The 20024-nt window shown below is 65.5% G+C and carries 22 protein-coding genes; 17 read left to right on the top strand and 5 right to left on the bottom strand.

The genetic code is table 11. The features are described from left to right. Window positions 1–64 precede the first annotated feature (64 nt). The 3 genes from rnhA to ispH are packed head-to-tail and all read right to left on the bottom strand — an operon-like array spanning window position 65 to window position 2449. Window positions 65–511: a ribonuclease HI gene (rnhA, locus tag IQ35_RS06680; RefSeq protein WP_021245585.1), complete on the bottom strand. Its 447-nt coding sequence runs from the start codon at window positions 509–511 to the stop codon at window positions 65–67. Further along, complete coding sequence (gene thrB, locus IQ35_RS06685) at window positions 508–1485, bottom strand: homoserine kinase (protein WP_021245584.1); 978 nt, start codon at window positions 1483–1485, stop codon at window positions 508–510. Before thrB ends, rnhA begins: the two co-directional genes overlap by 4 nt. 4 nt (window positions 1486–1489) lie before the next feature. Next, window positions 1490–2449 (bottom strand): 4-hydroxy-3-methylbut-2-enyl diphosphate reductase, encoded by a 960-nt coding sequence (gene ispH / locus IQ35_RS06690; RefSeq protein WP_145072330.1) that lies wholly within the window; start codon window positions 2447–2449, stop codon window positions 1490–1492. 154 nt (window positions 2450–2603) lie between these two features. Between ispH and IQ35_RS06695 the strand changes: the two genes are divergently transcribed. From IQ35_RS06695 to tatC, 9 genes are all read left to right on the top strand, one after another. Next, on the top strand, window positions 2604–3212 hold the full coding sequence (locus IQ35_RS06695; RefSeq protein WP_031291482.1) for a hypothetical protein: 609 nt from the start codon (window positions 2604–2606) through the stop codon (window positions 3210–3212). Window positions 3213–3335: 123 nt separating this feature from the next. Beyond that, window positions 3336–5063, top strand: a complete 1728-nt coding sequence (argS, locus tag IQ35_RS06700; RefSeq protein ID WP_145072331.1) for an arginine--tRNA ligase — start codon at window positions 3336–3338, stop codon at window positions 5061–5063. Window positions 5064–5083: 20 nt separating this feature from the next. Continuing rightward, window positions 5084–5803 (top strand): SPOR domain-containing protein, encoded by a 720-nt coding sequence (locus IQ35_RS06705; protein ID WP_021245580.1) that lies wholly within the window; start codon window positions 5084–5086, stop codon window positions 5801–5803. 211 nt (window positions 5804–6014) lie between these two features. Continuing rightward, window positions 6015–7028, top strand: coding sequence for a beta-N-acetylhexosaminidase (nagZ, locus tag IQ35_RS06710; protein ID WP_021245579.1), 1014 nt, complete (start codon window positions 6015–6017; stop codon window positions 7026–7028). 205 nt (window positions 7029–7233) lie between these two features. Then, on the top strand, window positions 7234–8016 hold the full coding sequence (locus IQ35_RS06715; protein WP_145072332.1) for a segregation and condensation protein A: 783 nt from the start codon (window positions 7234–7236) through the stop codon (window positions 8014–8016). Continuing rightward, window positions 8013–8606, top strand: coding sequence for an SMC-Scp complex subunit ScpB (gene scpB, locus IQ35_RS06720; RefSeq protein ID WP_021245577.1), 594 nt, complete (start codon window positions 8013–8015; stop codon window positions 8604–8606). Before IQ35_RS06715 ends, scpB begins: the two co-directional genes overlap by 4 nt. A gap of 28 nt (window positions 8607–8634) precedes the next feature. Next, window positions 8635–8871, top strand: a complete 237-nt coding sequence (locus IQ35_RS06725) for a twin-arginine translocase TatA/TatE family subunit (protein ID WP_021245576.1) — start codon at window positions 8635–8637, stop codon at window positions 8869–8871. A 27-nt stretch (window positions 8872–8898) separates the two neighbouring features. Continuing rightward, complete coding sequence (tatB, locus tag IQ35_RS21435; RefSeq protein ID WP_242003301.1) at window positions 8899–9303, top strand: Sec-independent protein translocase protein TatB; 405 nt, start codon at window positions 8899–8901, stop codon at window positions 9301–9303. Beyond that, on the top strand, window positions 9300–10076 hold the full coding sequence (gene tatC, locus IQ35_RS06735) for a twin-arginine translocase subunit TatC (RefSeq protein ID WP_021245574.1): 777 nt from the start codon (window positions 9300–9302) through the stop codon (window positions 10074–10076). Before tatB ends, tatC begins: the two co-directional genes overlap by 4 nt. Window positions 10077–10184: 108 nt before the next feature. On the opposite strand, the gene IQ35_RS06740 is transcribed toward tatC, so the two are convergent. Both IQ35_RS06740 and IQ35_RS06745 read right to left on the bottom strand, forming a co-directional pair. Next, window positions 10185–10313: an entericidin A/B family lipoprotein gene (locus tag IQ35_RS06740; RefSeq protein WP_021245573.1), complete on the bottom strand. Its 129-nt coding sequence runs from the start codon at window positions 10311–10313 to the stop codon at window positions 10185–10187. 323 nt (window positions 10314–10636) lie between these two features. After that, complete coding sequence (locus IQ35_RS06745) at window positions 10637–11578, bottom strand: cell wall hydrolase (RefSeq protein ID WP_145072333.1); 942 nt, start codon at window positions 11576–11578, stop codon at window positions 10637–10639. Between the two features lie 190 nt (window positions 11579–11768). On the opposite strand from IQ35_RS06745, the gene IQ35_RS06750 reads away from it, so the two are divergent. The 8 genes from IQ35_RS06750 (at window position 11769) to IQ35_RS06785 (ending at window position 20019) form a co-directional block, all read left to right on the top strand. Continuing rightward, window positions 11769–12764: a cysteine synthase A gene (locus IQ35_RS06750; RefSeq protein WP_021245571.1), complete on the top strand. Its 996-nt coding sequence runs from the start codon at window positions 11769–11771 to the stop codon at window positions 12762–12764. A 43-nt stretch (window positions 12765–12807) separates the two neighbouring features. Beyond that, entirely contained in the window at window positions 12808–13113 is a 306-nt protein-coding gene (locus IQ35_RS06755) for a hypothetical protein (protein WP_021245570.1), read from the top strand. 180 nt (window positions 13114–13293) lie between these two features. Next, window positions 13294–14544: a Gldg family protein gene (locus IQ35_RS06760; protein WP_242003302.1), complete on the top strand. Its 1251-nt coding sequence runs from the start codon at window positions 13294–13296 to the stop codon at window positions 14542–14544. A 220-nt stretch (window positions 14545–14764) separates the two neighbouring features. Beyond that, complete coding sequence (locus IQ35_RS06765) at window positions 14765–15262, top strand: division/cell wall cluster transcriptional repressor MraZ (RefSeq protein ID WP_145072334.1); 498 nt, start codon at window positions 14765–14767, stop codon at window positions 15260–15262. Then, entirely contained in the window at window positions 15259–16224 is a 966-nt protein-coding gene (gene rsmH / locus IQ35_RS06770) for a 16S rRNA (cytosine(1402)-N(4))-methyltransferase RsmH (protein ID WP_021247402.1), read from the top strand. Before IQ35_RS06765 ends, rsmH begins: the two co-directional genes overlap by 4 nt. Further along, the gene (locus IQ35_RS06775) at window positions 16221–16862 is read left to right on the top strand and encodes a hypothetical protein (RefSeq protein WP_021247401.1); all 642 of its coding nucleotides are present in this window, start codon (window positions 16221–16223) and stop codon (window positions 16860–16862) included. Before rsmH ends, IQ35_RS06775 begins: the two co-directional genes overlap by 4 nt. After that, window positions 16862–18577, top strand: a complete 1716-nt coding sequence (locus IQ35_RS06780; RefSeq protein WP_145072335.1) for a peptidoglycan D,D-transpeptidase FtsI family protein — start codon at window positions 16862–16864, stop codon at window positions 18575–18577. Before IQ35_RS06775 ends, IQ35_RS06780 begins: the two co-directional genes overlap by 1 nt. Beyond that, complete coding sequence (locus IQ35_RS06785; RefSeq protein ID WP_021247399.1) at window positions 18574–20019, top strand: UDP-N-acetylmuramoyl-L-alanyl-D-glutamate--2,6-diaminopimelate ligase; 1446 nt, start codon at window positions 18574–18576, stop codon at window positions 20017–20019. The genes IQ35_RS06780 and IQ35_RS06785 overlap by 4 nt, the downstream gene beginning before the upstream one ends. Window positions 20020–20024 lie beyond the last annotated feature (5 nt).

Genomic DNA, 20024 nt, shown 5'->3' on the forward strand with positions numbered 1-20024 from the left:
TTCGCCGGGATGGCGGAAGAAAGAGGGCCTGCGCTACGTCCGCCAACCATCCAATCGCCCGAACCTATTTCCGGAAACTCTCCGCCGCCGCGCAGGCGAGCTGGTCGGCGCGTTCGTTTTCGGGGTGGCCGGCATGGCCCTTCACCCATTGCCACGTGATCTGATGGCGGGCGGCGGCCTTGAGCAGGGCCTGCCAGATTTCAGCATTCTTGACCGGCTTCCTGTCCGCCGTCTTCCAGCCATTCTTCTGCCAGCCGAAAACCCATTTCGTGATGCCGTCCATCACATATTTGCTGTCGGTGTAAAGCGTCACCCGGCAAGGCCGCTTCAGCGCATTGAGTGCCTCCACTGCTGCCATCATCTCCATGCGGTTGTTGGTGGTCTGCGCCTCGCCGCCGGAGATTTCCCTTTCCTTATCGCCAAAGCGCAGCACCGCGCCCCAGCCGCCAGGGCCGGGATTGCCCTTGCACGCGCCGTCGGTGAAGATATCCACCTGGGGGAGATCGCTCATGCGCCCAGCAGGTCCGCCGGGCCGGCGCTGGCGTAGAAGTCGAGGCGGCGCAGGAAGGCGAGCGGGTCCTTGCGCGTCACCAGCGCATCGGCGGGCGTGTTGATCCAGTCATAGGCCCGCGTCAGCAGGAAGCGCAGCGCTGCCCCCCGGCAAAGGACCGGGAAAGCCGCGCGCTCCGCGTCCGACAGGCCGTGGCTCTCTGCGTAGCCCGCGCTCAACGCCGCCGCGCGGTCGCCGTGCCAGACCGCGCCGTCATGGCTGAACACCCAGGCGCTGTGCGTGACCGCCAAGTCATAGGCGCGGATATCGGTGCAACTGAAATAAAAGTCGATGAGGCCCGTCACTACGTCGCCCAGCATCAGCACATTGTCGGGGAACAGATCCGCATGGATGACAGCGCGGGGCAGTTCAGCGGGCCAATACCTATCGAGGAAGGCCAATTCCTCCGCTACGCGCGCGGCAAGGCCGGAAGATATCCGGTCGAGGTCCGCGCCGCATTTGCCCGCCAGATCGTGCCAGCCGGGAAGGTCGAGCGCATTGCGGCGCTGACCCGTGAAGCCCTCCGCCGCGCGGTGCATCGCGCCCAGCGCCGTGCCCGCCGCGCGGGACTGGGCAACGGTCGGCTCGGTGACGGAAATGCCGGTCAGAAATTCTATCAGGCAGGCGGGCCGCCCGGCGAGCTGTTGCAGGCGCGTGCCGTCGCGCGCCGGGATGAAGCGCGGGACCCGGATGCCGCGCGCGCCCAGATGGTCGAGCAGGTCCATGAAGAAGGGCAGGTCCGCCTCATCCACCCGCTTTTCGTAGAGGGTCAGAATATAGCGGTGGCCGCTTCCGTCGGCACCGGTGGTTTCGAGCAGGTAATTGCTGTTCTCCACCCCCTCCGCAATGCCTTTGGCGGAGACGAGGCGCCCGGCGTCATAGCGCGTGAGGAAGGCATCGATATCCTCGGCGGGAACATGGGTGTAGACGGCCATGGGGTTACGCCGCTTCCAGCCCGCGCGGCAGCTTGAAGGCGATATGTTCCTGCGCGGTTTCCACCTGTTCCTCGTGCACATCAAAATGCTCGCCGATCAGATCGACGACTTCGCGCACCAGCACTTCGGGGGCGGAGGCGCCCGCAGTGAGGCCCAGCGTCTTCACGCCGTGCAGCCAGTCGAGGTCGATATCCCCGGCGCGCTGGATCAGCCGGGCGGGCGTGCCTTCCCGCTCGGCGACCTCGACGAGGCGCACCGAATTGGAGCTGTTGGGCGCGCCGATCACATAAAGCGCGTCGCAGCGGGGCGCGATCGCCTTGACCGCCGCCTGCCGGTTCGACGTGGCGTAGCAGATGTCCTCGCCCTTGGGCGGCAGGATCGAAGGGAAGCGGCGCTCCAGCACGGCGACGATGGCGGCGGTGTCGTCCACCGACAGCGTCGTTTGCGTCAGGAAGGCCAGGTTTTCGGGATCGGCGGGCCTGAAGGCTTCGGCATCCTCCACCGTCTCGATCAGTGTCATCGTGCCTTCGGGCACCTGCCCCAGCGTGCCGATGACTTCGGGATGCCCCTTGTGTCCGATGAAGAGGATGTGGCGGTCCGCCTTTACATGGCGTTCGGCCTGGCGGTGCACCTTGCTGACCAGCGGACAGGTGGCGTCGAGGTAGGAAAGGCCGCGCTCCTCCGCCTTGGCGGGCACCGCCTTGGGCACGCCATGAGCGGAAAAGACGACCGGCAGGCCGTCAGGCACCTGATCCAGTTCCTCGACGAAGATCGCGCCCTTCGCCTTCAGGCTGTCCACCACATATTTGTTGTGGACGATTTCATGGCGGACATAGACCGGCGCGCCATATTTCTCGATCGCGCGCTCCACGATCACGATGGCACGGTCCACCCCGGCGCAAAAGCCGCGCGGGGCGGCGATCAGCAGCGTCATCGGCGGACGGGCGGAAGGAGCGTCGGTCATCACCGCACGCCTCTAGGCGAATGTCGCTGCGGATGAAAGCGGCTTCCTTTCGGTTGCGCGGGCGGCGGGGGATGGATAAGGAAGCCGGACGCCTGAGCCAAAGGCCCACGCCAAGGAACCGCCTGTGACATTGCCTCGTATCGCGCTGACCGGAATGATTCTTCTCGCTCTTGCTGGCTGTTCGCGCCGGGGAGAGATCGATGCGACGGGCGGCATCGTCGCCGTGCGTTCGGCCTGTCCGACGGCCGCGATCCCCGCTTATACGGGCGACGTCACGTTGTTCAACCCGGCCCAGAGCCGCGATGCGTCGGCCATCGACGTGGTGGCGAACATCACCGACTTGCGCTCCACCTGCGCGGACGGGGCGCAATTCTATACCGAGGCGACCTTCACCGTGAACGCCCGCCGCAGCGACCCGACCGGCGCGCGGCAGGTGACGCTGCCTTATTTCGCTACCGTGGTCCGGGGCGGCAATGCCGTGATCGCCAAGCGGGTGGGGCAGGTGACGCTGAACTTCGAGCCGGGCCAATATCGCGCCAGCGCGGCGGCGAAGGCCGGTTCCTATGTGGACAAGGGCGCGGCCACGCTGCCCGCTGACATCCAGCGCAGGATCACCGCCAAGCGCAAGGCGGGCGACGAGGACGCGGCGATCGATCCCTTCTCGCAGCCGGACGTGAAGGCGGCGTTGCAGCGAACCAGTTTCGAGCTGCTCGTGGGTTTCAACCTGACCCAGGATCAGCTCAAATATAACGCCACGCGCTGAGAGCGAACCTTTATTGCCGTTCGCCCTGAGCGTGTCGAAGGGCTGCACTTTCTCTGAAGGAAAGACAGGGCTTCGACCGGCTCAGCCCGAACGGGCTTGATGCTTTTCGAGGAAATTTGTCCCGTGTCCCTTTACACCCGTTTCACCGCTCATCTCAATGCCGTGCTCGACGCGCTGGAAGCGGACGGCACGCTGCCCACCGGCCTCAACCGCAAGCCCGTGACGGTGGAGCCGCCGCGCGATGCGTCGCATGGCGACCTTGCCACCAACGCCGCCATGGTGCTGGCCAAACCCGCCGGCACCAATCCGCGCGCTCTGGCGGAGAAGGTCGTGGCGGGCCTTCTGGCGCTGGACGAGGTGGAAAGCGCCGAGATCGCGGGACCGGGATTCATCAACATGCGCCTGACCGATGCGACATGGCGCGCGGAACTGGCCGCGATCCATGCGGAGGCGGCGGATTATGGCCGTTCAGACACGGGCGCGGGCGTCACCGTCAATGTCGAATATGTCTCCGCCAACCCGACTGGTCCCATGCATATGGGGCATTGCCGGGGCGCGGTGGTGGGCGATGCGCTCGCCACGCTGCTGGAGGCGGTGGGGCACAAGGTCATCCGCGAATATTATATCAACGACGCGGGCGGGCAGGTGGACGTGCTCGCGCGGTCGGCCCATGTCCGTTATCGCGAAGCGCTGGGCGAGGATGTGGGGGATATCCCCGAGGGGCTGTATCCCGGCGATTATCTGGTGCCGGTGGGGCAGGCGCTCGCCGCCGAATATGGCGATACCTATGTCAGCGCGCCGGAAAGCGACTGGCTGGTCCTGTTCCGCACCAAAGCTGTCGCCGCGATGATGGAGATGATCCGCGGCGACCTGGCGCTGCTGGGCATCCATCATGACGTTTTTTCGTCCGAGGCGGAATTGCAGGCGGCGGGGAAGCCCGAAGCCGCCGAGAAATGGCTGCGCGATCATGACCTCGTCTATGACGGCGTGCTGGAAGCGCCCAAGGGCGAGACGCCGGAGGATTGGGAGCCGGTCGAGCTGCCGCTGTTCCGCTCGACGAAATTCGGCGACGATCAGGACCGGCCGATCAGGAAGTCCAACGGAAGCTGGACCTATTTCGGCGCGGACATGGCCTATCACTTCCAGAAGGCGCAGACGGCCGACCAGTTGATCGATATCTGGGGCGCGGACCATGCGGGCACGGTGAAGCGCATCCAGGCCGCCGTCGCCGCGCTGACGGAAGGACGGGCGCGTTTCGACGTGAAGCTTATCCAGATGGTCCGCCTGCTGCGCGACGGCGAGCCGGTCAAGATGTCCAAGCGCGCGGGCAATTTCGTGACGCTGGCCGACGTGGTGGGCGAAGTGGGCAAGGATGTGGTCCGCTTCACCATGCTGACGCGCAAGGCCGACGCGCAGATGGACTTCGACTTCGCCAAGGTGGTGGAGGCGTCGAAGGACAATCCGGTCTTCTATGTCCAATATGCCCATGCGCGCATTTCGTCGCTAGGACGGCGGGCGGCGGAGGCGGGGATGGAACTTCCTGCACCCGATCTGTCCCGCCTTGGGACGGAGGAGCTGAATCTGGTGAAGCTCGCCGCCCAGTTTCCGCGCGTGGTGGAGGGGGCCGCGCAGGCGCGTGAACCGCACCGTATTGCCTTCTATCTCAATGATTTGGCTTCCGTTTTCCATGGCTGGTGGAACCTTGGGAACGACAATCCCCATGCGCGCGTCATCCTTATGGATGATCCCGCGACCACTTCGGCGCGGCTTTTCTTGAGCCGCGGAATAGGGCAGATAATCCGTAATGGCCTTGCCCTCATGGGCGTGGCCGCGCTGACAGAGATGCAGTGAGGAAAGCGGAGTTCTGATCGATGGGCGATTATGCGCGGGGCCGGCTGGACCTGGATGACGAGGATCGCCTCCCCTGGCTGGAACCGGCGGTTGAGGAGGAAGAGGAGGAACGCCTCTCGCCGCTTCGGCTGCTGGTGTTCATCCTTGTCGGCCTTGGCCTGATCGGCGCTGTCGTTGCCGGTATCTGGTGGATTCAGAATCGAAGCGGCGGCGCGGGTGGAGAGGGCAAGCTCATCGCTGCGCCCGCCGAAGAGTATAAGCTGGCCGCCAAGGATGCCGATGCCCGGAAATTCGCCGGTGAAGGCGATGCCAGCTTCGCCGCTAGCCAGGGCATGGCGCGCGACGGGCGCATCGATCCCAGCCGCGTGCCCGAAGCGCCGATCACTGCGACCCGTCCGGCGGCGGAGGACCGGCAGGCCCCGTCCGCCAAGCCTACGCAAAGCGTCACGACTCGCGTGACGGATGAAACCGATGCGAAGCCGACGGCGACCGCGCCGAAATCGGGCGGTGCGGGCGGCATGATCCAGCTGGGCGCCTATGGCAGCCAGTCGGGCGCCAGGGATGCATGGAAGCGCCTGTCCAAGCGTTTCGCCTATCTGGAACCGCTCGTCATGTCGGTTGAATCGGCGGAGGTCGGCGGGAGCACGGTCTATCGCCTGCGCGCGGCTGCCGACGGCCAGGCCAACGCGATTTGCGGCAGGCTGAAGGTCGCGGGTGAAAGCTGCATCGTCGTGAACTGAGATTTGGCGGACCGAGCGATTTTCGGGGATTGGGTAGCTTGCAAATCCGCGCTGAATGGCGGGTTTGGGTGGTTGGCTGCCACTCAACGGAGCGAGAGGGACGTCCGCTCATCGCCGAAAACAACCATCGCAGGATCGGGATTGGCAAGCTGCATGATCGCCTTCGTTTACCCCTTCGACACGGCGGGCCGGAGCCGCTACGATCAGGGGTATGAAGCCTGTCATCTTCGGTCTTTCCGGTGAAACCCTTACTCCCGACGAACGCGCCTTCTTCGCGGAGGCGGAGCCTGCGGGCTATATCCTGTTCCGGCGCAATATCGCGGACAAGGCGCAGCTTCACGCGCTGACGGACGATCTGCGGGCGCTGCATGGACGGGACGACCTGCTCGTCATGATCGATCAGGAGGGCGGGCGCGTGGCGCGGATGCAGGCGCCGATCTGGCCCAGCTTTCCGCCCGGCGCGGTGTTCGACCGGCTTTACGATGTCGCGCCGTCCAGCGCCATTGCGGCGGCGCGCGCCAATGCCTCCGCCATCGCGACGACGCTGGCGGAGGGAGGGGTAACGGTGGACGCCTTGCCCCTGCTCGACGTGCGGCACGACGGGGCGAGCGACATCATGGGCGACCGCACGCTGGGCGCGGAGCCGATGCGGGTGGCCGCTTTGGGGCGGGCGGTGCTGGCGGGACTGGCCGACGGCGGCGTGGTCGGCATCGTCAAGCATATGCCCGGCCATGGACGGGCCATGGTGGACAGCCATCATGAACTGCCCGTCGTCACCGCCGATGAGGAGGCTCTCGCGAGCGATCTTGCGCCGTTCCAGGCGCTCAGGAACGCGCCGATGGGGATGACGGCGCATGTCGTCTATACGACGTGGGACGCCGCCCTGCCCGCCAGCCTTTCGCCGACGGTGATCGACCGGATCATCCGCCGGCGCATCGGGTTCGACGGGCTGCTTATGTCCGACGATCTCGACATGAAGGCGCTGAAAGGCGACATTCCGACGCTGGCGGCGGCGGTCGTGGCGGCGGGATGCGATCTGGCGCTCAATTGCTGGGGGCGGATGGAGGATATGGTCGGGATCGCGAAGCTGCTGCCTGACATTTCGGAGGCATCGCGGGAGCGGCTCGACCGGGCGATGGCGTCAGTGAAGCGCCCGGTGAAAGGCCCGCCGCTGGAGGAATTGCTCGCCACGCGGGACGCTCTGCTGGCGCCGGTTCTGGCATAGGGGGCAAGGCGGATGGAAGCGGAGACACGGCGGTTTGAAGACAGGCCGCCCCGCTTGTCTGCGAGAGCGGGAAGCCGGGATAAGGAAGCGCAACCTGCCCTTGGCCTTTCGCATTCGCGCGAGCATGGCGGCCTATCCTTTCAAAATCTCCGCGTCTCCGCGGCTCCGCGCGAACCGGAAAAGTCTACGGCCTAGGGGAACATGGGTGGACGACCTTTTCACGCCCGTCGCCGCGCCACGGCCCGACATGCTGACCGTCAGCTTCGAAAGCTGGGAAGGGCCGCTCGACCTGCTGCTGGCTCTCGCGCGGACGCAGAAGGTCGATCTGCGCGAAATCTCCATCCTGGCGCTGACGGAGCAATATCTCGCCTATATCGATGGCGCGCGGCAGTTGAAGCTGGAATTGGCGGCGGATTATCTGGTGATGGCGGCGTGGCTCGCCTATCTCAAGTCCGCGCTGCTGCTGCCTAGGGAAGCCCAGCCCGAACCTAGCCCCGAAGAACTGGCGCTGCGCCTGCAAGTGCGGCTCCAGCGGCTCCATGCGATGCGGGAGGCAGGGGCGCGGCTGATGGCGCGCGACAGGATCGGCCGCGACGTGTTCGTGCGCGCGAAACCGGAAGGACTGCGCCTCTTCCGTAAGGCGAAGTGGGACGCGAACCTGTTCGATATCCTGCAAGCCTATGGGCAGGCGCGCGCGCGCACGCAGCCGGCGATCCACCGTGTCGCCGTCCGCCCGGTCATGACGCTGGACGAGGCGATCCAGCGGGTCGGCGCGCTGGTGGGGGCGGCGCTCGATTGGACGCGGATCGAATCCTTCCTGCCCGGCGGCATGGACGGGCCGATGGCCAAATCCGCGCTGGCAAGCAGCTTCGTCGCTGCGCTGGAACTGGCGCGGCAGGGACGGCTCGACATCCGGCAGGAGGGGATTTTCGAGCCGATCTTCCTGCGCGCGGCGATCCCTGCCGAAGAAAAGGAAAGATTGCTGTGACAGAGGAGCCGGACGACTTCCTGCGCGCGGTGGAAGCGGCGCTGTTCGTGGCGGAGGGGCCGCTGACGCTGGCCGACCTGCGGCTGCACGTGGGGGAGGCGGGCGATCTGGCCGGCGCGCTCGCGGTGCTGGCGGATCATTATGCGGGGCGCGGCGTCAATCTGGTCGAGCGGGGCGGGCGCTGGCATTTCCAGACTGCCGCCGATCTCGCCCACATCCTGCGGCGGGAGCGGGAGGAGACCCGCAAATTATCGCGCGCGGCCATGGAAACTCTGGCCATTATCGCCTATCATGAGCCGGTGAGCCGCGCGGAGATAGAAGCCATTCGCGGCGTGCAGGTGGCGAAGGGAACGCTGGACGTCTTGATGGAGGCGGGCTGGGTCCGTCCGGCCGGGCGGCGCGAAGTGCCGGGTCGACCGCTCATCTATGTGACGACCTTGGACTTTCTGTCGCATTTCGGCCTTGGCAGCCGTCGCGACCTGCCGGGCATTGACGACCTGCGGGCGGCGGGGTTGCTGGACCCGGTGGATTTGGCGCTCGAAGGACCGGGCAACCAATCCGTAGTGGAAAATGATGAGGAAGATGCCTAGATAGGCCCTCTTTCAGGAGTATTGCATAATGGGTTCCTTTTCGCTGATGCACTGGGTCATCGTGCTCCTGGTTGTCATGCTGCTGTTCGGCAGCGGACGTATTTCCGGGCTGATGGGCGACGTTGCCAAGGGCATCAAGAGCTTCAAGAAGGGTATGGAGGATGACGAGGACGTCAAACCCGCCAAGCCCGCCCAGCGGATCGAAGGACAGCGCGTGCCCGAACAGGATGCGCCAACCGCCACGGAAGAAAAAACCGGCGTCTGATCGTCCTCAGACCTGCGGCAGGCTGGCATGTTCGATATCGGATCGTCCGAACTTCTGCTGATTGTGATCGTTGCGGTGGTCGTGATCGGTCCCAAGGACTTGCCGCGCGCGCTCTACAAGGTGGGGCAGATCGTAGGCAAGGCGCGCGGGATGGCGCGCCATTTCCGCACCGGCATCGACGCCATGGTGCGGGAGGTCGAACTGGAAGAATTGGAAAAGAAATGGGCGGAGCAGAACCGCCGCATCATGGAAGAGCATCCGCCCGAAGCGACCGCCCCGATGGAGCCGCTGCCCCCGCCTGCAAGCCCCGCGGAAGCCGCCGTCCCTGCGGAGGAAAAACCGGCCTCCGCCGCTCATCCAGCGCCGGCCGTTGTTGAAGAAGAAGCCACGTCCATGGACATGCCGGACAGGAAGGGCGACGCGGCGGCATGAAGGATATCGACGATACGAAAGCGCCGCTGCTCGACCATCTGATCGAACTGCGCGGGCGGCTGTTGAAGTGCGTGTGGGCGCTGCTGCTCACAGGCGTGGTCTGCTTCTATTTTTCGGACAAGCTGTTCGCGGTGCTGGTCCATCCGCTCAAGGAAGCCTTTGGCGATGCGGGCGGGCGGCTGGTCTACACCAAACTCTATGAAGCCTTTTTCGTGCAGGTGAAGATCGCGATCTTCGGCGCTTTCTTCCTGTCCTTCCCGATCATCGCAAACCAGCTCTGGGCCTTTGTCGCGCCGGGGCTATATGCGAAGGAGAAGAAGGCGCTGCTGCCCTTCATCATCATGACGCCGGTGCTGTTCGTCATGGGCGCGTCGCTCGCCTATTTCGTAGTGATGCCGACTGCTTTCCACTTTTTCTTGCAATTTCAGGGGAATAGTTCGGGCCTTTCGGTCGAGGCGCTGCCTTCGGCGGGGGATTATCTGACGCTGGTGATGCAGTTCATCCTGGCCTTCGGGATCAGCTTCCTGATGCCGGTGCTGCTGATGCTGCTCAATCGGGCCGGTTTCGTGACGCGGGCGCAACTGATCGGCCTGCGCCGTTATATGATCGTCGCGGCGTTCGTCCTGGCCGCCGTGCTGACGCCGCCGGACGTGGTGTCGCAACTGATGCTCGCAATCCCGCTCCTGCTGCTTTACGAGATCACCATCGTCGCGATCTGGTTCACCGACCGGCGCAGGGCGCAGGAGGAAGTGACGGAGAGCGCTTCGGTTTGATGTTGTGGACCGGCGGTCGCTTGGCAAGTTCCCTTGATCCGGCAAAAAAAGGCCCGCCAAACGCGACGGGCCATGCGAGGGCTGGGGAATCATGAAAAGGGGCTGGATTTAATCCGCAGCGTTTTCCACGGCTTCGCCTGCGCTCTGCACATCGCGGCCTGCGCCTTCCACCGTATTGCAGGCCGCAATCATCAGCGAGCCCGTCAGCAGCAGCGCGGCAAGGATTTTCTTCGTCATTCAACGTCTCCTTGAAAACACTCGGCCCGGTTCCGTCATGCGAACCGGAGACAGGGAGACAACCCCCAGCCGCCCAAAGCGTTCCGCATCGGAAACTATAAGGATTTCGGGATTTATGCCCCTTAAAAGGTCTGAGCCCGGAACGCGTCGGGGGGGAGGAAGCGTTCCGGGCTCATATTTTTTGGATAGCAAGAGCGGGGGGCAAAAGATTTGCTATCCGTAAGACATAACGTCCATCCCGGACCGGGGTTCCGACCCGCTTCAAAAAAAAATCGCATTTTTTTCCTGGGGTTTTTCAGAGGCCTATTTCCCGTTCCCGAAAATCAGACCAGGGGCCTGCCGCTGTTGCGATATTCGGGGCGAATGGTGGATTCGGGCAGGGCGTCGGCAGGCTGCGAAGGAACGGCGGGAACCGCCTGACCGGAGGCCGGGGCCGGGTTGGCAAAGGGAAGGACGAAGGCATCGGCAGGCGCGATCGGTCTGGCCGGCCAGATCCGTCGGGAGGGACCGGACTGCGTCTCGCGGCCGGAATAGGCGATGCGGAAGGCGGCGGGCGTGCCGTTGAAGCCCGGATTGCGGTAGAAGATGTGTGCGCCGATCACCGCCACCGGCTGAAGGCTGGCGGACCAGGGCGGGCGGACGGCCAGCGTATGATAATGCGTGGCAAGGCCGGCGGGGCGATAGACCTGGCCCGCCAGCGCCTGTTCCGCCACGCGCCGCGCCCGCGCCCATGCACGCAGGTCGGGCGCGCGGGCCATGGACCCGTCGCAACTGAAAGTGAACTGGCAGCGATAGTCGGTCCGTTCCGACCCTTCATAGACGACGCCGCATATGCTGTTGGGCCAGAGCGGGCTGCGGACGCGGTTAAGCACCACCTGTGCGACCGCGCGCTGGCCCTCTTCGGGTTCGTTGGCCGCTTCATAATAGATGGCCGATGTCAGGCAATTGAGCGCGCGGTAGCTGTCGAGCGCGGTCAGCCCGCGAAAGGCCATGGCGGGCGCGGCGCTCCCCTGCGCCAGCGTCAGGACGTGTGCGCTGCGTGCCGCCTGCGCGCCGGGGACAGGATCGAACGCCCCTTGCGCGAAGAAGAAGGCGGAACCGGGGAAATTCTGTCCTGATTCCTCCGCCGGATCGGGGAGGGCGGCGGGTGTGTCCAGCAGGTCGAGAGGCGCGGCGGTAATCAGATGCGGCGCACCCAGCACGCCCAGCGCCAGAGCGATAAGCGTGCCATGCAGTTTCCACCTGTTTCCCGCCTTGCGAGGCATTTCCCGTTCCCGAACCTGTCGCTATTCGCGCGCCCAAGCCTATTACCGCAAAGAGTTTGCGATTTCGTGCGCGGATTCGCGCCTGTCCCGCTATGGAGCACTTGCAGGGCGAGAGGTTAAAATCGCCCCTTTACGGACCAGAGCATTCCCTTGCTTGGCAAGGCGGCCTCCGGTCCGCTATGCGCGTGTCATGCTGGTTCAGAAAGATAGCCTCGCCCTTATCGGCAACACGCCCCTGGTGCGCCTTGCCGGACCCTCCGATGAGACGGGCAGCGATATTTACGCCAAATGCGAATTCGCCAATCCCGGCGCTTCGGTGAAGGACCGGGCGGCGCTGTTCATCGTCAACGATGCCGAGGAGAAAGGGCTGCTCAAGCCCGGCGGCACCATCGTCGAGGGGACGGCGGGCAATACCGGCATCGGCTTGGCGCTGGTCGCCAATGCGAAGGGTTACAAGACGATCATCGTCATGCCCGAAACGCAGAGCCGGGAGAAGATGGACACGCTGCGCGCTCTGGGGGCGGAGCTGGTGACGGTGCCCGCCGCGCCCTATTCCAACCCCGGCCATTTCGTGCACACGTCCCGCCGCATCGCGGAGGAGACGGAGAATGCGATCTGGGCCAACCAGTTCGACAATATCGCCAATCGCAAGGCGCATATCGCCGGAACCGCCGAGGAGATCTGGACCCAGATGGACGGGCGGATCGACGGTTTCACCTGCGCGGCGGGAACGGGCGGCACGATCGCGGGCGTCGGGCTGGGGTTGAAGGCGCATGATGAGAGCATCACCATTGCGCTCAGCGATCCGCATGGCGCGGCGCTCTATAATTATTACGCGCATGGCGAGTTGAAGGCGGAGGGCAATTCCGTCGCCGAAGGGATCGGACAGGGCCGCATCACCGCCAATCTGGAAGGCGCGCCCATCGACACGCAATTCCGCATTTCCGATGAGGAGGGGCTGCTCTGGGTCCGCCGCCTGCTGGCCGAGGAAGGGCTGTGCCTGGGCCTGTCGTCGGGCATCAATGTCGCGGGCGCCGTGGCGCTGGCGAAGCAGTTGGGACCGGGCAAGCGGATCGCGACGATCCTGTGCGATACCGGATTTCGTTATCTTTCAACGCTTTACAACCGGGAATGGCTGGAATCTAAGGGCTTGACGATATTCCCCTGGCTCGCGCACAATCAATGACCCGCAATATGGGTCGCAGCTTTTGGTAAAAATTGAGCGGAATATGGCTGAAACTCCCCGCCAACAGGAAGGGTTGCAGCGCGTCCAGATCGGCCTGACAGGGCTGGCGGGCGTGGTGCTGCTGGTCGGCCTTGCGAATATCGTGATCGACAAGGCGCGCATGGACGACGCCGTCGCGCCGCCGCCCGCCGTGCCGACTGTCGATTTGAACGCCGTGTCGCCCAAGGAGCCGCTGGCGGAACTGGGGGTTCAGCCCGCGCCGGAGCAGGCGCCGATCGTGCCGGACCTGCAACCCGATCCCTATCTCCGGAAACCGATGGACCGCGATCCGCAGGTGCAGCCGCACTGACGGATCGGACAGGTTCGTGCGGAGGTGCGGAGTTTCGGGGAGCCGGAAACCGCCATCCAATCTCATTGCGTGCCAAGGACCAGGCGGTGGGACGGGATTCCGGCCTTCGTGGGAGCACGATTCCTCCTAATCAGGACAGCCTCTAATGCCCCCCGAAGCTCCGCGTCTCTGCGCGAAAAAATGGCCCGCCCGTCAAATGCCGATCCGTCCTGCCGGGCGGTGGGGCCTGCATCACGCATGATTGCCGTGGGGCGTGGTCTGCTGATCCTGTGCCTGCCGGGACTGGTGCTGCTGGTCGGCCTGCCCGCCGTGCTGCGCGGAGGGCAGATCGATGCGATGCATTGGGCCTTGCCCGCCGCCGCGATCCTGGCGGGGGCGGGCTGGATATTGGGCCGCGCGCGTTTGGGATTGACGCTGTGGATAGCCTTTGGTGTTGCGGGAAGCGTTGCCCTGTTGAGCGCCCTCGCTGTCGGGCGCGCGCCTCAGGCCATGCCTGTGTTGCTGCTGCTGGTCCTTGTTTGCGGAGCCGGCGCGGGCGGTGCTTTGCTGCGTTCGCGGCTGGAGGTGGCGCTTTGCCTGTTGGCGGCCGTGGTGCTGGCATGGTTTGCGGGACGGACGGCCCCGGTCGAACAGGCCGCGGATCGGCCGGTGCTTGCCGTCATCACGGGTCTGCCCCTGTTCTGGCGCGAGGGGGAGCAGGGACTGGCCGCGCGGTCGGATGCGCCGGTGATCGCGCTGCTGCGCCGCCGCTTCGACGTTCGTCCGCTGGACAGCGCCTCTTCGCCGGACCTGCAAAGGGCGCGGCTGTTGCTGCTTGCCCAGCCGCGCGGGATGAGAGCGGATGCGCTTGCCGTCATCGACCGGTGGGTGCGGCAGGGCGGGCGGGCGGTTGTGCTGGCCGATCCGCTTTTGCGCTGGCCTTCGCCCTTGCCACTGGGGGATCGCCGCCGCGCGCCTCCGGTCAGCCTGTTGCGGCCTCTGCTCGACCACTGGGGCGTGCGGCTGGCTCCGCCCGCCACAATGGGGGAGGAAAGGCATTTCCTGGCCGACGGGTCGTTGCTGACGACGATGGCGGGGTCGCGCTTCGAGTTGAGCGGTGGCCATTGCCGGGCGGCGGCGTCGGGGCTGGTCGCGCAATGCCGGGTAGGGCAGGGGAAGGTCGTGCTGGTCGCGGATGCGGACCTGATCGACGACCGGCTGTGGCTGGCCGATCCCGACCACCCCCTTTCCCCGCAACAGTGGAGCGCCGATACCCCCGCGCTGCTGACGCAATGGCTGGGGCAGTCCTTGCCCGGCGAGCGGCAATGGGTTCGATCGGGAGAGGCGCTGGCGCGAGCGGTGCGCTGGGCGCTGCTGGCCGGGATTTTGTGGGCGGGATTGGGATGGGCGCTGTTCGGACGTGGGAAAAGCGGGATTTGGAGGCGTGGTTGATGACGCTCATATCGCAAAGAGGCAGAAATAGCGCTAAGAAACCAGAACAAAACAGGATTTCCCGACTTTTCCCGACTTTTCCCTTTTCTTGGCGCTCAGGGATTGGTATCTGATTGTCTATTGGGGTTGTCAGGCTTCGTGCACGCTATGCGCTGGATCGCGGTCAGTGATTTAGCGGGCGACAGCCTGCGCCCCGCCAAAAGGGGCAGGCGGTCCACAAGTGTCGGAACTCATTCTCTATACGGGCAACGCGTTCAGCGTCGCGGACGGCAAGGGCCGTTTCGTGCTGCCCCTGGAGATGCGCCGGCAGGTGAAGCTCTCCAGCGCGGGCGAGAACCGTCTCTATATGTCCGTTCATATCGAAAATGGCTGCGCGACGGGCTTTGGCGAGTCGCACCGGCGCTTCCTGTTCGCCGAGGTCGAGGAGTTGGCGCGGGAAGCGCGGGCGCACGGCCGCGACTATAATGCCGATCTGGAACTGGAACGCCGCCTCGGCACGATCGAGGAAGTGAATTTCGACGAAGGCGGCCGCTTCGCCATGCATCCCGATATCAAGCAGGAATATGGCATTTCCGACGCCGTCTTCTTCTATGGCGTGGGCCGCTACATCCAGATGTGGAAACCCGAAGCGCTGATCGACAGCAAGGATCGCCCCGAACTGATCCGCAACAAGGTGCGCCGCTGGCTGGACCAGCGCGACTCGGGGGGCGGCAAATGACCCCCGCCGCCGATCCCGACCGCCATCTCCCCGTCCTGATAACGGAAGTGCTGGCCGCGCTCGCCATCAACCCCGGCGAACGGCATGTCGATGGCACGTTCGGCGCGGGCGGCTATTCCTCGGCCATGGCGGACAAGGGCGCGACCGTCTTCGCCTTCGACCGCGATCCCGATGCGGTGCGCGAAGGGCGGGCGCTCGCCGAGGAGAAGGGCATTGCCCTGATCGAGGGCGAGTTTTCCCGCATGGAGGATTTGCTGGCCGAGCGCGGCGTGACCAGCGTGTCGGGCGTGACGCTCGATATCGGCGTGTCGTCGATGCAGCTCGACCGGGCGGATCGCGGCTTTTCCTTTCAGGCGGACGGGCCGCTGCTCATGACCATGAGCCAGGATGGCATGAGCGCCGCCGATTTCCTAAACAATACCCCGGAACAGGAGATTGCGGACGTGCTTTATCGCTATGGCGAGGAGCCGCGTTCGCGCCGCGTCGCGCGGGCCATTGTCGAGGCGCGGCCGCTGGAGCGCACGGGGCAGCTTGCCGCCGTGGTGCGCCGCGCGTTGGGCCATAAGCCCCATGACAAGAAGGACCCGGCGACCCGCACCTTCCAGGCCATCCGCATCCATGTGAACCGCGAACTGGAGGAGCTGGAGCGCGGGCTGGAGGCGGCCGAGGCGCTGCTGGACGAAGGCGGCCGTCTGGCGGTCGTGACCTTCCACAGCCTTGAGGACCGGATCGTCAAGCAGTTCCTGCGGCAGCGTTCGGGCAACGAAAGCGGCGGATCGCGCCACATGCCCGAACGGCAGGTCAGCGAACGCCCAACCTTCGAGCGGCCCGCCAAGGCGGTGCGTCCCGGACAGGCCGAACTGGCGCGCAATCCCCGCGCCCGTTCCGCCACGCTCCGCAGCGCCGTCCGCACGGGCGCGCCCGCACGTCGTTCCAACACCAGCCGGAGTGGTCGGTCATGATCGCCGTCAAGAGGTTGCAGAGCCTGATCTGGGTGCTCCTCGTCGCTCTGGGGGCGCTGGGCGCCTATCTGGTTTCGCTCAAGGTGGCGACGGAACGCAATGAACTGATGCGCGTCCGGGCGCAGATCGCGCGGGCCAATGGCGACATTCGTTATCTGGAGACGGAATTCAGCGCGCGCGCCAATATGCGGCAGCTTGAGCGTTGGAATCAGGACGATTTCCGTTATGCGACGCCCAACGCCCAGCAATATCTGGCGGGCGAGCGGGCGCTGGCGCATCTGGACGGGGTGCAGCCCAACGGGCCGGACTATGTCGCGCCGCCGGTGATGGTGGCGATGGTGCAGACGCCCGCCGACCTGCCCTCCGCCGCGCAGCCCGCGCCGGCCAGCCCCGCCGCGACGCAGATCCGCAGCGATATCGCCGTCATCCGCGAAGCCCATGCGGCGGACAATGTCGACAAGATCGCCAAGCCCACTCCGGTGGAGAAGGCGAAGCGTGACGCCGACACGTCCCGCCCCAACCCCGTCGCCCGCCGCGCCGAGCGGATGGCGATGCTGGATGCCAAGCTGCTGGACGACAGCACACTGGGCGACCTCAGCGCCAGAGCGGCGCGCGAGCGCAGGAAGGGGCAGCGCTGATGGCGACGATCATCGTTCAGCCTGGAGGCGTCAGAGCCGGGCGGCAGCGGGTCAACCTGACCGCCATCGCCCATAACAGGCTGATGCTGCTGCTGATCCTGTTCCTTGCGATCACCGCGATCCTGATCGGCCGACTCACCTGGGTCGGCTTCTTTGCCGATAGCGGGCGGGGCGGCGACGGGCTGTCGGGCCTGCTGCCCGCGCGCGCCGATATCGTGGACCGCAACGGCGTGCCTCTGGCGCGAACGATGGACGCCTATTCCATTGCCGTTAGTCCGTCGAAGCTGATCGGCGAACCGGCGGAATTGGCGCGCAAGCTGCACGAAATCTTCCCCGATGAGCCGGAAGCGGCATTCTACAAGAAGCTGACCGGCAAGGGATGGGCCTATCTGCGCCGTCGTGCCCTGCCCGAAGAGGTGGCGGCGGTGAACGCGCTGGGCGAGATCGGCATCGAGTTCCCGCGCGAGAAGGAACGGCTCTATCCGCAGCGGACGCTGGCCGCGCATGTGCTGGGCTTTGCGCCCAATGCGGAAGGCGTGGGCGGCATGGGTGTGGAGGCCGCGTTCAACGACCGCCTGGCCGACCCGGCGCTGCGGGGACAGCCTTTCGCCATCTCCATCGACAGCCGGGTGCAGGGCGCGCTGGAAAGCGAGCTTTATGCCCAGATGGTGTCGCAAAATGCGAAGGGTGCGGGCGGCATCATCCTGGACGCCAATACCGGCGAAGTGATCGCCATGGCGTCGATCCCGGTGTTCGATCCGAACAAGCTGCAAAACTACGCGGGCAAGAAATGCTCCGAATCGCCGCTCTGCAACCATATCGTCCAGGCGCGCTACGAGCTGGGTTCGGCCTTCAAGCCGCTCTCCATCGGCGGGGCGATGGACCGGGGCGTCGTGACCTCCATGAGCAAGCGTTATGACGCGACCGCGCCGCTGGCTGTTGCGGGCTTCCGCATCAAGGACGATCACCCGATGGGCGCCTGGATCAATGTGCCGCAGACGCTGGTGCACAGCTCCAACATCGCGACGGCGCGTATCGCGGACGAAATGGGCGCGGAGGCCATGCAGCATCTTTTCCGCGACTTGCAGTTCGATCAGCGCGCGCCCATCGAACTTAAGGAGCGGGCGAAGGGCATCTGGCCATCGAGCTGGGGCCGCATCACGACCATGACCGTATCCTATGGCCATGGCATCGCGGTGACGCCGCTGCATCTGGCGGCCGCCTATGCCGCGCTGGTGAATGGCGGGGTGTGGCGTCCGGCCACGTTGCGGAAGCTGAGGCCCGAAGACGTGCCGGAGGGCCATCGCGTCTTTTCCGCTGCCACCAGCGCGCGGATGCGGCAACTGTTGCGGATGATCGTTTCAGCCGGTACAGGGCGAAGCGCCAACGCCGTGGGCTATCGCGTGGGTGGCAAGACAGGCTCCGCCGAAAAGCCGGAAGAGGGCCGTTATAACAAGACTTCGCTGGTGACGACTTTCGCTTCCGCTTTCCCGATGGACAATCCCCGCTATGTCGTGCTCGCCATGATGGACGAGCCGAAGGGGAACGCGCAGACATTCGGCTTGCGCACGGCCGCGTGGACCGCCGCGCCCGTGGTGAAGCGGGTGGTGGAACGCACCGCGCCGATGCTGGGCATCATGCCCGATCAGCAGCGCGACGTCGATATTTCGGACCTCATGCCGCTGCTCGGCGGAAACAAGGGAGAAAAAGAGTGACGCGCCTCGGGTCGCTGATCGAGGAGCTGGATGTCGAGGTCGGCGAAAACGCCGGCCTCGACACATCTGTTACGGGCTTTGCCATCGACAATCGAAAGGTCGCGCCCGGCACCGTTTTCGGCGCATTCCAGGGTCTGCGCGTCAATGGCGAGGATTATATCCCCGACGCGGTGAAGGCGGGCGCCGTGGCGGTCGTCGCCTCGCCGCAGGCGAAGGTCGAGGGCGCGATTCATATCGCCCATCCCAATCCGCGACGCCTGTTCGCCTTGCTCGCCGCGCGCTATTTCGCGCCGTTCCCCGATGTGACCGTTGCCGTCACCGGGACCAACGGCAAGACATCCACCGTGGAACTGGCGCGGCAGCTCTGGCGGATGCTGGGGCACAAATCCGCTTCCATCGGAACGCTGGGCGTCACCACGTCGGTCGATCAGGTGTCGACGGGCCTGACCACGCCGGACATCGTGACGTTCCTGTCCAATATGTCGGGCCTCAAGCGCGAGGGCATCACGCATGCCGCGTTCGAGGCGTCGAGCCATGGCCTCGCCCAATATCGGACCGAAGGCTTGCCGGTCATGGCGGGGGCCTTCACCAACCTGTCGCGCGATCATCTCGATTATCATGGCGACATGGACAGCTATTTCGAAGCCAAGATGCGGCTGTTCGACGAAATTGTCGCGTCTGATGGCGCGGCGGTCGTGTGGGCGGACGATCTATGGTCCGACAAGGTCATCGAGCGGGTTACGAAGCGGGGGCTTCGTCTGCTGAGCGTCGGGGTGAAGGGGCAGGCGCTGCGTCTTGCCAACCGCACCCCGACCCAGTTGGGCCAAACGATGGATGTCGAGGCGGACGGCAAGGCTTATAAGGTCAATCTGCCGCTGATCGGCGCTTATCAGGCGGCCAATGCCCTGACGGCGGCGGGACTGGTCATCGCGACGGGTGGCGATACGGGGAAGGTGCTGGAACTGCTGAGCCGGGTTCAGCCCGTCCGCGGACGGTTGGAGCGTGCCGTCATCAGCCGGGCGGGCGCGCCGGTCTATGTCGATTATGCCCATACGCCCGACGGCCTGCGCGCCGCCATGGAAGCGCTCCGCCCGCACACGCGCGGCCGGCTGATCGCGCTGTTCGGCGCGGGCGGGGATCGCGATGCGGGCAAGCGGCCGCAAATGGGCAAGGTCGCGACCGAGTTGGCTGACCATGTGATCGTCACGGACGACAATCCGCGCTCCGAAGACCCTTCCGCCATTCGCGCCGCCGTGATGGCGGGCGCGCCGGGCGCGGAGGAGATCGGCGGGCGCCGTGCCGCCATCGCCGCTGCCATCGCGCAGGCTGGTTCCGACGATATCGTGCTGCTGGCGGGCAAGGGGCATGAGCAGGGCCAGATCATCGGCGACCGCGTACTGCCCTTCGACGATGTCGCCGTGGCGCGGGAGTGCGCGGGGTGATGGCT

The sequence above is a fragment of the Sphingobium wenxiniae genome (assembly GCF_007830065.1).
Taxonomy (GTDB): domain Bacteria; phylum Pseudomonadota; class Alphaproteobacteria; order Sphingomonadales; family Sphingomonadaceae; genus Sphingobium; species Sphingobium wenxiniae.